General features: G+C 44.3%; 12 protein-coding genes. 5 read left to right on the top strand and 7 right to left on the bottom strand.

What is annotated here, in order from left to right:
* Positions 1–410 precede the first annotated feature (410 nt).
* The 4 genes from cls to R7F07_RS09515 all read left to right on the top strand — a co-directional run bounded on the left by cls (position 411) and on the right by R7F07_RS09515 (position 5,309).
* Complete coding sequence (gene cls, locus R7F07_RS09530) at positions 411–1,865, top strand: cardiolipin synthase (protein WP_005378105.1); 1,455 nt, start codon at positions 411–413, stop codon at positions 1,863–1,865.
* Between the two features lie 211 nt (positions 1,866–2,076).
* A complete protein-coding gene (locus R7F07_RS09525; RefSeq protein WP_053349514.1) occupies positions 2,077–3,282 on the top strand; it encodes a cystathionine beta-lyase in 1,206 nt (401 codons plus the stop codon).
* Between the two features lie 248 nt (positions 3,283–3,530).
* The gene (locus R7F07_RS09520) at positions 3,531–4,436 is read left to right on the top strand and encodes an esterase/lipase family protein (protein ID WP_053349513.1); all 906 of its coding nucleotides are present in this window, start codon (positions 3,531–3,533) and stop codon (positions 4,434–4,436) included.
* Positions 4,437–4,448: 12 nt separating this feature from the next.
* On the top strand, positions 4,449–5,309 hold the full coding sequence (locus R7F07_RS09515; protein ID WP_171342729.1) for a lipase secretion chaperone: 861 nt from the start codon (positions 4,449–4,451) through the stop codon (positions 5,307–5,309).
* A gap of 24 nt (positions 5,310–5,333) precedes the next feature.
* Here R7F07_RS09515 and R7F07_RS09510 read toward each other — a convergent pair whose 3' ends face one another.
* From R7F07_RS09510 to pspA, 7 genes are all read right to left on the bottom strand, one after another.
* The gene (locus R7F07_RS09510; RefSeq protein ID WP_136976059.1) at positions 5,334–5,900 is read right to left on the bottom strand and encodes a DNA-3-methyladenine glycosylase I; all 567 of its coding nucleotides are present in this window, start codon (positions 5,898–5,900) and stop codon (positions 5,334–5,336) included.
* Between the two features lie 72 nt (positions 5,901–5,972).
* The gene (gene vmeI, locus R7F07_RS09505) at positions 5,973–9,083 is read right to left on the bottom strand and encodes an efflux RND transporter permease subunit VmeI (RefSeq protein ID WP_171342730.1); all 3,111 of its coding nucleotides are present in this window, start codon (positions 9,081–9,083) and stop codon (positions 5,973–5,975) included.
* Entirely contained in the window at positions 9,080–10,177 is a 1,098-nt protein-coding gene (locus tag R7F07_RS09500) for an efflux RND transporter periplasmic adaptor subunit (protein WP_136976057.1), read from the bottom strand. The genes vmeI and R7F07_RS09500 overlap by 4 nt, the downstream gene beginning before the upstream one ends.
* A 1-nt stretch (position 10,178) precedes the next feature.
* Positions 10,179–11,210 (bottom strand): efflux RND transporter periplasmic adaptor subunit, encoded by a 1,032-nt coding sequence (locus R7F07_RS09495; protein WP_005378114.1) that lies wholly within the window; start codon positions 11,208–11,210, stop codon positions 10,179–10,181.
* Between the two features lie 161 nt (positions 11,211–11,371).
* Positions 11,372–11,761, bottom strand: a complete 390-nt coding sequence (gene pspC / locus R7F07_RS09490; protein ID WP_025766867.1) for an envelope stress response membrane protein PspC — start codon at positions 11,759–11,761, stop codon at positions 11,372–11,374.
* Entirely contained in the window at positions 11,754–11,987 is a 234-nt protein-coding gene (gene pspB / locus R7F07_RS09485; protein WP_005378117.1) for an envelope stress response membrane protein PspB, read from the bottom strand. The genes pspC and pspB overlap by 8 nt, the downstream gene beginning before the upstream one ends.
* A 14-nt stretch (positions 11,988–12,001) precedes the next feature.
* Positions 12,002–12,673, bottom strand: a complete 672-nt coding sequence (pspA, locus tag R7F07_RS09480; protein ID WP_005378119.1) for a phage shock protein PspA — start codon at positions 12,671–12,673, stop codon at positions 12,002–12,004.
* A 232-nt stretch (positions 12,674–12,905) separates the two neighbouring features.
* Here pspA and pspF point away from each other — a divergent pair, with 232 nt between their 5' ends.
* Complete coding sequence (gene pspF, locus R7F07_RS09475; RefSeq protein WP_017820869.1) at positions 12,906–13,913, top strand: phage shock protein operon transcriptional activator; 1,008 nt, start codon at positions 12,906–12,908, stop codon at positions 13,911–13,913.
* Positions 13,914–14,062: the final 149 nt, after the last annotated feature.

Genomic DNA, 14,062 nt, shown 5'->3' with positions numbered 1-14,062 from the left:
CCCACGTATCACGTGGTGCTGCTGTATTAGTTGTAGCCACGCTTTTTCTCCAAAATTAGTTTGTTGTGTATGCATAGAGATAGGCGTCTAAAAAGTTTATGTAAAAATTATTGTACACTTATAAAATAAGCGTTCGACGCACTATGTCTAGAAAGTAAAGCAGCTCCCCTTTAAAATTGGAACCCCAAAAAAGTACATTTATCGCACAAGTGTCGAGTTACGCAGGTTAAATGCTGCTTTTTTGTTCAAAAGTTAAAGAATGACCTTATTTTTCACATTAAAATAACAGAATCAGCTGTTATGAAATTCGTTCCTCATATAAGGTCAATCCCACGTCTGAATGGGAAATCTATTCCCCCAACCCACTTTTATGCTTAATATCCTAGAAGGGCATATTACTCTGAGCGTATATGGACAAGTTTTATCACTTTCTTACTTTAGCTGGCATCGGGCTATATTGGTTACTGGTCGCAGGTGTGACCATTCGTGTCGTTTTAAAGCGCCGTGCAGTGAGCGTGTCTTTAGCTTGGCTAATGATCATTTATATCCTTCCCGTTCTGGGTGTCGCATGTTATTTCCTCTTCGGTGAACTGAACTTAGGCAGAAAGCGAGCCGAACGTGCGAAAGAGATGTTTACACCATTCGAGAAGTGGTTCAGTCAGTTGAACGACTGTAACGCGCACAACCCAGAAACGATGGGAAGGCACATCTACCGAATTGATGAACTTTGTAACAACCGCCTTGGTCTTCCCGCATTGAGCGGTAATACATTGTCGCTGCAACAGTCACCTAATGAGATTTTGCATTCCATTATTGAAGACATCGAAAACGCGCAGAGCAGTATTCGAATGGTATTCTACATTTGGCATCCAGGTGGTTTGGCTGACTCTGTCGCTTCTGCACTTATCCAAGCGGCTAAACGCGGCGTAGATGTCAAGCTATTGCTCGATTCAGCAGGTAGTCCGCGTTTTTTCAGAAGCCCTTGGTATCGAATGATGCAGGATGCTGGAATTGAAGTTATTCAAGCGCTAGAAGTGAAGATGTGGCGTATTTTCTTACGTCGTCTTGATCTTCGCCAACATCGCAAGATCATCGTAATTGATGATGAAATTGCTTATACCGGTTCAATGAACCTGGTTGACCCGGCTTACTTCAAGCAAAACAGTGGCGTCGGGCATTGGGTGGACATCATGGTTCGCATTACGGGACCAACGGTAAACGTATTGAGTGCCATCCACTGTTGGGATTGGGAAGTCGAAACTGGCGAACGTCATTTACCAAGACTACCTGAATGCAAGATCGATGAGAGTGAATTCCAACACCCTATTCAGGTTGTGCCTTCTGGCCCAGGTATGCCGGAATATCTGATCTATCAAGTATTAACATTGGCAATAAACCAAGCCAATCGCTCGGTACGAATCACAACACCATATTTCGTGCCCAATGCTGATTTACTCGAAACGTTAAAGATGACAGCACAACGAGGCATTGACGTTGAACTCATTATTCCACATAAAAATGACTCTATGATGGTGCAATGGGCGTCACGCGCTTTTTATAGTGAGCTCTTGAGTGCAGGGGTCAAGATTTATGAGTTTTATGGTGGTTTGCTGCATACAAAATCTGTCGTAATTGACGACCAATTCTGTTTAGTTGGCACCGTAAACATGGATATGCGCAGCTTGTGGCTGAACTTCGAAGTGACCCTCGCCGTTGATGACGAAGAGTTCACCAAGCAAATGTCTTGGTTACAAGATAGCTATATTAAGCAATCTCACACTGTTGTATTGGAAGAATGGGAGAAAAGGAGCCTATTTTCTCGGTTCTTAGAGCGAGTGTTCTATCTCTTCAACCCACTCCTCTAATACCTCAAATACACCGACTAAAAAACCTCCAGCGCTACATGCATCCTGCTGGAGGTTTGTTCTTTTAGCTCCCTATCTACACGATACCTCTCGACATCATTACCTGTTCATCTTGGCTGTTATTGGCTGATAGTTGACTTTTCCCTTGCATAACCTACGTCGTCCATGTTTTAAATATTCAAAACCGCAATATTTAAGACAGGGAACTTTTATGTCAGAGGGAAAAAAAACCAAACTCATTACCGCTGGCCGCGATAAAAAGTGGACAAATGGTGTTGTAAACCCACCCGTTCAACGCGCTTCAACCGTGGTATTCAATACCGTTGCAGAAAAGAACCAAGCCACCATTAATCGTGCAAACAAAACATTGTTTTATGGTCGCCGAGGCACCAACACGCACTTTGCTTTCCAAGACGCAATGGTTGAGATTGAAGGTGGAGCTGGTTGCGCGCTTTACCCTTGTGGAACGGCAGCAATTTCAAATGCCATCCTCTCTTTCGTTGAAACTGGCGATCACATTCTAATGGTGGACACTTGTTACGAACCAACTCGTGACTTTTGTAACACCATCATGAAGAAAATGGGCATCGAAACCACCTATTATGACCCAATGATCGGTGAAGGTATCCGAGACTTGATTCAGCCGAATACCAAAGTCCTTTTCTTGGAGTCTCCTGGTTCAATAACCATGGAAGTCCAAGATGTACCTACATTAGCACGCATTGCCCATGAGCAAGATATCATCGTGATGCTAGACAATACATGGGGAGCTGGCGTGAACTTCTCTCCTTTCGAGCATGGCGTAGACATTTCCATTCAAGCGGCAACTAAGTATATCGTTGGACATTCAGATGTCATGCTAGGTACTGCTGTGGCTTCTGAAAAGTATTGGGATCAGCTTCGTGAACAAAGCTACCTGATGGGTCAGTGCGTTTCTCCTGACGACGCATACCTAGGTCTTCGAGGTATTCGCACGTTGGATGTTCGCCTAAGACAGCACGCAGAAAGCAGTTTAAAAGTCGCTCAGTGGCTCGCTTCTCGCCCAGAAGTTGATCATGTCCGCCATCCAGCTTTAGAAACAAATCCTGGCCATGAGTTTTTCAAACGAGATTTCACAGGTGGAAACGGCTTGTTTTCATTTGTTCTCAAAACGTCTTATCCAAAAGCGACGACGGCTCTGCTTGATGGTATGAAACACTTCAGTATGGGTTACTCTTGGGGCGGTTATGAAAGCCTCATTCTAGCTAACGAACCTAAGAGCTTTAACAGCCTGAGAACCATAGCTCACCCACACTTTGAAGGTACTTTGGTTCGTATTCATATTGGCTTAGAAGACGTAAATGACTTGATCGCTGATTTAGAGGCTGGTTTTGCGCGTTATAATGCCTTAATGCTTGAAAAAGAAGCCTCCCTATAACAATGATTGAATCGCCCTGCATTGCGGGGCGTTTTTATAAGCCCCTGACTTAATTAGAATTAACTAACATTCACCCGAATCATTAATTAATGTTAATCATTTGTGTTGTTTTTCAATTGAGCAGTCACAGAATGAAATAATGTGCCACAAATAGGCTTTCCAAATTTAGAGTTTCTCTCCTACTTTTTATCATTCATAAGAGGTCATACCACAAGGAGATAGTTTTGAAACTCAAATTTATAGCGCTAATGCTTTTTACCTTAGTTACCGTCCCAATAACCTCCGTATCCGCTGCAACAGGTTATACCCAAACCAAGTATCCGATTGTTCTGGTTCACGGTTTGTTTGGTTTTGATACCCTGGCAGGCGTTGATTACTTTTTCGGAATACCACATTCCTTAACAAAAGATGGCGCTACGGTTTATGTTGCACAGGTATCCGCGACCAATAGCAGCGAAGTTCGAGGGGAGCAACTGCTTGCTCAAGTAGAAACCTTACTTGCAGCAACAGGCGCAGAGAAAGTCAATCTCATTGGTCACAGTCATGGTGGTCCAACAACGCGCTATGTTGCCTCTGTCCGTCCTGACCTAGTCGCATCAGTTACGAGTATAGGAGGCGTTAATAAAGGGTCTAAAGTAGCAGATTTAGTTCGTGGCACCGTATCTGAGGGTTCGGGTAGTGAGCAGCTCGCGGTAAAACTGGCGCAAGGCTTAACTACTCTTATTAATCTTCTATCAGGTGGTTCTGATCTCGACCAAGACCCTTTAGCCTCACTAGCAGCATTAACCACGGAAGGATCATTAGCGTTTAACCAACACTACCCGGAGGGAGTCCCTACCAGTGAATGTGGTAATGGTGACTTTCTGGCTTCAAATGGCGTTTATTACTACTCATGGACCGGATCATCCACTTTTACAAACGTTTTCGATCCGACCGACGCTGCCATGATGGTACTTGGCTTAGCCTTTGATGGGCCAAATGATGGCTTAGTTGGTGCGTGCAGCACACATTTGGGCAAAGTCATACGTGATGATTATCAAATGAACCATTTGGATGAAATTAACGGCCTACTCGGTATTCATCATCTTTTTGAAACCGATCCAGTCACGCTTTATCGCCAACATGCAAATCGTCTCAAACTTCAAGGTTTATAAGAGGTCATCACAATGAAGAAAGTCGCTCTCACCACTTTTATCCTGCTCTCGATATTTGGCGTGATAGCGCTTTCTCTGTTGCAAAGCGACAAACAACAAGAGATAACCTCTAACCATTCGCCATCTCAGCAAGATATAGCCGCCGATGTCTCTTCTCCAAAAGATTTCTTCGAATATTCTCTTAGCCGGCTGGGCGAAGAAGATCTCGATACGATCAAAGCGGAAGTCAATGATGACACTTTAGCAAAGCAAACTCTGAATATTGATGCCACACTTTTTCAAGCCTACCTTTCCTACAAGCAAGCACTCACTGCATTAGAGCCTTTTGAGCACAACCACCTAACGCTTGAACAGTTAACCATGCTGAATGAAGCAATACTGAACTTACAGCTTCAATACTTTAACGAGGTGCAGATAACCCAGTTGTTTGACGAAGAAAACCGACTTCGCCAGCTTGCATTAGAAAAGCTGACGATCAAAAAACAGGCATCGGATATCGAGAGTCAAACACACCTTCTCAATCAAGCGTTATCAGAACAACCGGATTACATACGAGAAAGTGAACGCAATAACGCATTAGCAGAGCAGCTCGAGCAAGCTTCTCAGCTTGATTCACAAGACAAGTACATCGCCCGTGTTGCTCTGGTAGGAGATGCCGGAGCGCAGAGGCTGCAAAAGCTTGATGAGCAAAGAGCATCATTTAAGACTCAACTCGCCACTTACTTAAAGCAGCGTCAAAATATTCTGAATAGGGATTTTCTAGGGCAAGACGAAAAACAGTCAGAAATCACTGCTTTAAGAAAACAAAGCTTCGATGCCACTCAATGGCGTCGAATCGAAGCTTTGGAACGTATTCATGATAGCCAGAACTAACAACATTAGCTTAATCGCCAAACGTTACTTATTCTGCTTTTTAGGACATCCAACGATATGGTCATCCACCATGCCGACGGCTTGCATGAAAGCATAACAGATGGTTTCACCGACAAACTTGAAGCCTTTCTTTTTTAGGAATTTACTCATGGCTTTGGATTGCTCTGTCGAAACTGGCACGTCACTCATATGTTGCCATTGATTAATGATTGGTTCGCCGTCCACGAACTGCCACAACGCGTCTGATAAACTTCCGTATTCAGCAATTAACGCTTTAGCCGCTTTGGCATTACTGAATACCGAGTTAATCTTTCCGCGATGTCTCACAACATCGAAGTTTTCCACGATGTATTCAGCGCGTTCTTCATTTCTTTGTTCCAACGCATCTAGATCGTAATTCTCGAACGCTTCTCTATATCCTTCGCGCTTTTTAAGAATGGTAATCCAACTAAGCCCAGCTTGCGCACCTTCCAACGTAATAAATTCAAACAGGACTTGGTCGTCATATACTGGCACGCCCCATTCGGAATCATGATATTTGCGCTCTAATGGGTGATTCGTCGCCCACGCACACGTTTTTTGTTCTGTCATTATTCTTCCTTAAAAAGCGCCTCTAACTGATGAGCTAGAGGCGCGATATTTTTCATCGTTATATCAGTAGCACTAAGCCTGTTTCGGTACTGCCACTTTATGGAACAAACGATACAACACTGGCACGACAATCAGTGTCAGGACTGTCGCAAAACCCAAACCAAACATAATCGTAACCGCCATTGGTTTGAAGAAAATATCTGGCAACAGTGGGATCATACCAAGGATCGTCGTGATAGCAGCCATACAAACGGGACGGACGCGACTTACCGCAGCATCAACGACCGCGTCATAAGCCTCTTTACCGGACTTCATTTCAATTTCAATTTGGTCCAGTAATACGATGCCATTTTTGAGCACCATTCCCGATAAGCTTAAGAAGCCGAGCAATGCCATAAAACCAAACGGCGTGTTGAGCGCCAACAAACCGGTAGTGACACCAATTAACGCCAGCGGCACGGTAAGCCAAACAATGAGTGGCTCTTTGATAGAGTTAAATAGGAATACAGTGATCAAGAACATGAACAAGTACCCCATTGGCATGGTAGTAAACAGCGACTCTTGAGCATCACCAGAAGATTCGTATTCACCACCCCACTCTAGTGAATAGCCAGGAGGCATTTGAATCGCTTCGATTTGGGGCTGTAAACGTTTTTGCAACGTCGATGCGGTTTCTTCACCTAGAATATCAGGGTCTGCCATCACAGTGAGCATACGCTTACGGTTCTTACGTACGATGATAGGATCCTCCCAACGCATGTCGTAACCCATTGTGACTTGTTGAAGTGGGATAAACTCACTCTGTGCTGGACTCCATATTTTCATGCCTTCGATGTTACGGATATCAATGCGCTCATCTTCTGGTAAACGAGCCACGATAGGCATGAGCGTCGTGCCGTCTCGGTATAAGCCTATCGTCATTCCAGAGAATGACATGGACAAGAAATCATCGACGTCCGATTTGGTAATGCCATAGCGACGCGCCTGACTCTCGTTAAACTGAGGTTCAAGAACTTGGGTTCGTTCACGCCAATCATGCCTGATATTTGTTGCCTGAGGATCGGCGTACATGATGTCCTTGACCTGAGCGGCTATCGTACGAAGGACGGTTGGATCTGAACCAATAATGCGCGCTTCAATTTTTGCACCACCACCAGGGCCTAACTCAATCTGTTTGAGTTTGTAATTGATTTCTGGGTAGTTGGCTTTTAAATACTCTCGAAATTTCGCCATTAATGGTTTTAACGCTTCGTAGTTTTCCACACGAGTGGTTATCTCACCATAAGCCGCATAACTTTTCTCTGGCGCGTACGTTAACATGAAGCGCTGTAAGCCTTTACCCGCGGTCGTCGTGATATGGTCAACATGCTCTTGCTTAGCTAACCAACTTTCTAACTCTTTAAGCGTTGTGTTGGTTGCTCGAATATCAGTTCCTTCTGGCATCCATACATCTAACTGAAAAATCGGCGTTGTCGAAGATGGGAAAAACGCTTGCTTCACAAAGGTGAACCCGTAAACACTTGCCGCTAATCCCGCAATCAGCACCACAACGGTAAACCAAGCACGACGCATACAAAACTGAAGAAACTTTTTATAAATAACGAAAATAACCCCGTTATATGGATCATTTTCTTCCCCTTCACCTTGTTTAATCTTCTGGCCTTTAAAGAAGATATCAGCAAAGAATGGTGTCAACGAGATAGCGGTAAACCAGCTCAACATTAAAGAGATCAGCAGAACCGTAAATAAAGTGCCACAGTATTCGCCCGTCGAGTCTTCAGACAGTCCAATTGGCGCAAATGCAGTTACCGCAATCACAGTTGCCCCAAGTAATGGCCACTTTGTTTGGGTAACAATGTCGGTCGCTGCTTGGAGTCGAGTTCGCCCTTTTTGAGTACCAATCAAAATCCCCTCAACCACGACGATTGCATTGTCCACCAGCATACCCAATGCGATAACCAAGGCACCTAATGAAATCCGCTGTAAATCTATCGCGAGATACTTCATGAAAATGAACGTACCCAGCACCGTCAGCAGCAAGATTAAACCGATAAGTAGCCCAGAACGTAGCCCCATAAAGAACAGAAGTACGATAATGACGATACCGACAGCTTGAGCCAAGCTGACAACAAAACCGCTAACCGATTTATCCACCTCTTTAGGCTGACTGTAAATTTCCGAGATTTCGATACCGACAGGTTGTTGGTACTTTAGCTCGGCAAGGCGATGATCAAATGCTTTTCCGACTTCAACCACATTGACGCCTTCAGCAAAAGAAACACCCACGTTCAGTGCAAGGCTGCCGTTAAAATTAATAACATTACTCGGTACTTCTACATACCCGCGTTTTATTTCCGCCACATCTTTCAAGAAAATGAGCCCCTGAGCGCCCGACTCAGTAATTAACAAATCACCCAGCTCCTCCACACTCTGGAACTCGCCAGTCGGCTGAATTCTGATGTACTCGTCACCAATTCTGATCGCTCCTGCGTCAGAAACCACGTTTTGCGTCGAAAGAAGATTAAACACGGTATCCGGAGCAAGACCTATACTGCTCAGCTTTTTCATCGATACTTCGATGAAAACTTGTTCTTGCTGTTGCCCGGATACCGAAACTTTACTCACGCCATCAACCAGTTCGAGCTCTCGGCGTAAGTAATCGACGTAATCCAGTAGCTCTTTATAGCTATAACCGTCGCCAGTCACCGCTAACAAAATCCCGTAAACATCACCAAAATCATCGATCACTTGAGGTTCATTCACACCTGGAGGCAACGTCCCTTTAAGGTCGTTCACTTTACGGCGCAACTCATCCCAGATTTGTGGCAGATCATCAGGGCCATAATTGTTCTTCATCGTGACCGTGATTTGCGATAATCCTCGGCTAGAAATCGAATTCACTTCATCAACATAAGTAAGCTGCTGAATCGCTTTTTCGATTGGATACGTCACTTCTTCTTCGACTTGTTGCGGTGTCGCACCAGGGTAAGAGGTCACTACCATCGCATCTTTAATAGTAAAAGCAGGGTCCTCAAGACGCCCTAAACCAAAGAATGCGGCGATACCACCAATCAAAAATATCAGTGCAACCATCCAACTGATGACGCGATTTCGGATGAAGTACGCAGCAATACCGGTCACATCATCATCACTTTGAGGCACTGATTTATTAAGATCGCTCATAGACCGGCCTCCTGCGTAGCCATTTCCTGTATCACTTCCACTTTCATGCCATCCCTTAATCGAGAAACACCGGCAATCACAACTTTGTCTTTGAGCATGAGACCATCAAGGATTTGAATGGACGTTTTAGATGCCTTACCTGCTCGCACCTGTTTGCGCGATACCGTATTGTCGTCATTCAGTACCCAAACAAATTTGTTTTCGCGCCCCAGCTCGTCACCATCCGCATTAAAAATGGCTTCGATAGGAACATTAATTCCTAGGTTGAGATCAAGCCCAACATTCTCGTCTTTAGAAGTTACTTCAACAGCCATCCCATCTAGAATGTACTCTTCTTCCGGCATAGGAAGCGACAGTGTGACAGTAAACGTACCTGTTGTTGGATCGGGCTCAGTCGTAAACTCTTTTACCGTCGCGTTGTATTCGTTACCGCTGGGCACGCGCACCAATGCTTTGATCGCGGTGAGTCTCTCTTCCGTTGGCGGTTGGTTCACATAGAGGCGGTCTGGAAGCTGAATCAACACTTCGACTCGCTCCAAGCTGTGAATATTAACGATATGCTGTCCGACTTGAACATTTTCGAATTGGTCGATATTAACTCGCGAAATAATCCCATCTACGGGCGCTTTTAAGGCAGTAAATGATAGACGAAGTTTGGCTAACTGAAGCTCTGCTAAGGCGATTTGTCGTTGTGCTGCAATTTCATCAAACTGAGACTTAGCTAATAGGCCTTTATCAACCAAAGGGCGTGAGCGGCGATACTGACTGTCGACAACAGAAAAACGCGCACTCGCATTATCTACATCCAACTCATAGTCCGTGGGATCTAGTGTTGCAATAACATCACCCTTCGTGACTTTGTCGCCCTCTTTTACCATGATGCTGCTGACTTCTCCTGCCACTCTGAAGCTCAAATGAGAGCGATCCGCTGCATTCGCAACCGCAGGGAAGTACAAGTTGTCGTCCACCTTGTTTCCCGCTAATGACGTAACTCTAACTCGTGGCGTTTCGAGCTCTTTTTCTGGCGCCTTATCCCCACAGCCAACGAGAAAAAGCGTTGAAAGTAAAGTCGCTAGAGAGATGATTCCTTTCATATTACAACCCTCTTTCCTTAATCCACGCTCTTACCTTAATTCCGGGTTCAATTACACTGACACCCGAGATAATGATTTGGTCGCCATCGTTAAGCCCAGCTAACACTTGATTTTTGTCATTCATCTCAATTGCGGCTTTAGACACAATGCCTTGCTCATCGACACGCCAAACGTATGTTTTGCCGTTTTCTTCTAGCAACGCGGAGTTAGGAATCTTTGTCGCTCCTGCACTTTTGGACAGGAGGTAAGCATTGCCAGACATTCCCGGCAAAAGGCCTATTTCTGCTGGCCGCTCCATGACCATCGTGACTTTGTAACTGCCCGTTTTAGGGTCGGCTTCTGTATCGATTTCCTGAAAGGTTAAGTCAAAGGCTCGCTCGGGGAACGCATCAAATATCATTCTGGCAGAGACATCGCTCCCCTGGGTGTAACGATTTAGAAGATAGTCTGGGATTTGGAATATCACTTTGAGGAGTTGGTTGGACTGAATATTCATCACCCCTTCTTTCGCGGCAACATATTCATGGTTTTCTGCTGGAATGTACGAAATAGTGCCATCATATGGCGCGACAAGTTTGGTATATCTTAAGTTTGCCTTTGCTTGATTCCATTGAGCTTTTGCCGAGTTGTGGTTCGCTTTTGCCTCATCAAAATCTTGCTCAGATACTACTTGGTCTTTACGTAGCTTTTGGTATCGCTTGTATTGCACATCTGCGAGCAAAAAATTTGCCCGAGCTTGCTGTTCGAGCAGAGAATATTCATCTGGGTTTAATGACGCCAAAACATCACCTTTACTGACGACTTGACCTTCATTCACTTCTATCGTTTGAAGAAGCCCTGGAACTCGAAATGTCAGTACTGCTCTATCGCCAGCTTCCGTCGTGGCAGGAAAATGTCGCTCAAACTGGGCATTGCCAACAGATACTGTAAATAGCTTCGCAGGACGCGATTCAGGTTCAGGAACAGGAGGAAGTTCTTTACCGCACCCCGACAAGACAGCCGAGATGGCAATAGGAATGAGCAATTTTCTCATTACATTCATCCATAAAAATTGGGGGATTATTTTTAAAGTAGATGAATTTTGAACGAACTTCCAGAGCAGAAAAGATTAATAGTGCTTTAAAATTAGTAATTTGAGATAAAAAAGCAGGCTTTATGCCTGCTTCAGTTAAATCTTCTTTGGATACAAAATGCCTAGAGCTTACTGAATTCTCTGTTCACCCTATATGTATCAGACGTAACATACGCTTCCATGTTACGAATTTTGCCATCAAGACGGTCAAAATCCCTTTCCAACACACTGAGCAGTTGATCAGGGCTTTGCCCTTTCTGCCAAGGCTTACTTTTGAGCGTATGCTCTTGCTGCGCTCTGATATTTTCAGAATACGTTACTGGTTGCTTTTCTAACATAAACGCCATCGCGATGTACGCTAACAATACCAAAAACGTACCACCTAACAGCGCTGCAGAAATCACTACAATACGAATCAACCAAACTTCTGCACCAAAGTAGTTGGCAATTCCGGCGCAAACACCGGAGATTTTGCCATTTACTGGATCACGATACAGTTCTCGATTATTCATACTTGCGTCTCCATGTTGGTGACTCAGCATCCAAGATGCGCTCCAATGTATCAACTCGGGACTGCATCGCTTCCGCTTTTTCAGATAGTACCTGAAGGCGCTCTAAATCTTGGCTCGACAGTGCACTATCTGTTTTGCGTTTGCTGCGATAGTGTAAGAAGAGCCATAGTGGAGCGACAAAGATTAAAAAGACAATCACTGGTCCTGCTATAAAAAATGCCGACATAAATGGCTCCTTTCTTATTTATCTTTCGATGACATCTGTTCTTTCAGCTTTGCCAACTCTTTTTCAATTTCGTCTTGTGCCTGCAACTCTGCAAACTCTTGTTCTAGCGATTTAGCATTACCAGTTTGAGCATACAGGTCTGCTTCCGCTTCCATTTCATCCACTTTACGTGAGTACTGCTCAAATTTCGCCATCGCTTCATTAGTACGGCTAGTGTGCAGGTGTTTTTGCACATCACGACGGTTAGATGCAGTTTGGTTACGAATTGCTAGTGCTTGCTGTTTTGCGCGCGTTTCAGCAATTTTGCTTTCCAACTTACCAATCTCACCAGTAAGCTTATCGATCGTTTCTTCCACTAAGGTTTGCTCAGTGTGGAGGCCTTTAATCACTTGCTCTAGCTTTTGCTTTTCAATTAACGCTGCACGAGCTAGATCTTCGCGCTCTTTAACTAATGCTAAGCTCGCTTTTTGGCCCCATTCGCCAATTTGCTCTTCTAACGTTTCAACCTTACGAGCCAACTCTTTCTTGTCTGCAATCGCTTTAGCCGAGTTAGTACGCACTTCAACAAGTGTGTCTTCCATTTCTTGAATGATAAGACGGATCATTTTTTCAGGATCTTCCGCCTTGTCCAGTAATGCACTGATGTTTGAGTTAACGATATCTGCAAATCGAGAAAAAATACCCATAACGGAACTCCTCTTTTTTCCTATTTAAACTCGACAAGGTGGTGATTAACCTTGTGTCTCCCTGAATATATAACAAGTAACGTGCCAACTTATAATTTTCTTTTAAATCAGAGTGTTATTCATTTTGTTGTCGTTACACACTATTGTGCTATGATGTTTTTCACCAACTGTTGGTGAAATTTACTAACTCTATCTCTAAATCATGGCTCGGCTGTTAAATAAGAAGGACTTTATGAAGCAAAACCTGATTGGTGAATCACCTGCTTTTCTCGCTGTACTAGATAAAGTATCACAACTTGCACCCATTGAGCGCCCTGTCCTCATCATTGGTGAACGAGGTACGGGTAAAGAACTCATCGCTCAGCGTTTGCATTATTTATCAAGACGTTGGGATAAACCACTACTATCACTCAACTGTGCGACATTAAGCGAAGGGCTAATAGATTCCGAATTGTTTGGACATGAATCCGGCTCCTTCACGGGCTCTAAAGGTAAACATAAAGGGCGTTTCGAGCGTGCCGAGGGCGGTACTTTGTTTCTTGACGAACTGGCAACCGCACCACTTTTAGTTCAAGAAAAGCTATTACGTGTCATTGAATATGGTGAATATGAGCGAGTTGGCGGTCATACCGCTCTCAATGCGGATGTTCGACTTGTTTGTGCAACCAATGCCGACCTACCAAAATTGGCAGAGCAAGGTGATTTTCGTGCAGATCTGCTCGACAGGCTAGCCTTCGATGTCATTATGTTGCCGCCTCTTCGCGAGCGCAAAGAAGACATTCTCTCTTTAGCAGAGCACTACGCGATGAAAATGTGTCGTGAACTGCAACTGGAATACTTTGTCGGTTTTACCCCAAAAGCGCAGCAGTCGCTTATTGAATATGAATGGCCCGGTAACGTCCGCGAACTAAAAAACGTGATTGAACGTGCGATTTACCAACATGGTCTGAATGCTCACCCAATTGATGAACTGGTTTTCAATCCCTTTGAAACGGTTTGGCACAGCGCGCTTGGCCATAGTGCAAAACAAGCAGAACAACAAGAAGAGGAAGCATCAAGCAACACTATCCAATTCCCTCTAGACTATAAACAATGGCAAGAGGAACAAGATATCCATTTACTCAATCGTGCATTGGAAGAAGCCAAGTTTAATCAACGACAAGCAGCCGAGCTACTTGGCTTGAGCTATCACCAATTACGAGGGATGGTTAGAAAATATGGTTTGGTCGGACAAAGCTAACTTGACCGAGAGTACTCAATCAATACACGAGCTCGTGACTGCGCTCTAATTCGCATGCATTTATGGCATAACACCTTACAGTGTATGGATTTTATGTTTGGAGCGAGTTCACAAAGGTGATAAATTAGCGAGATCATTTTCGCTTGTTA

This window comes from Vibrio sp. YT-16 (genome assembly GCF_033337405.1).
Taxonomy (GTDB): domain Bacteria; phylum Pseudomonadota; class Gammaproteobacteria; order Enterobacterales; family Vibrionaceae; genus Vibrio; species Vibrio alginolyticus.
The sequence above is the reverse complement of the archived record's forward strand: the minus strand, read 5'-3'. Positions and strand labels throughout refer to the sequence as shown.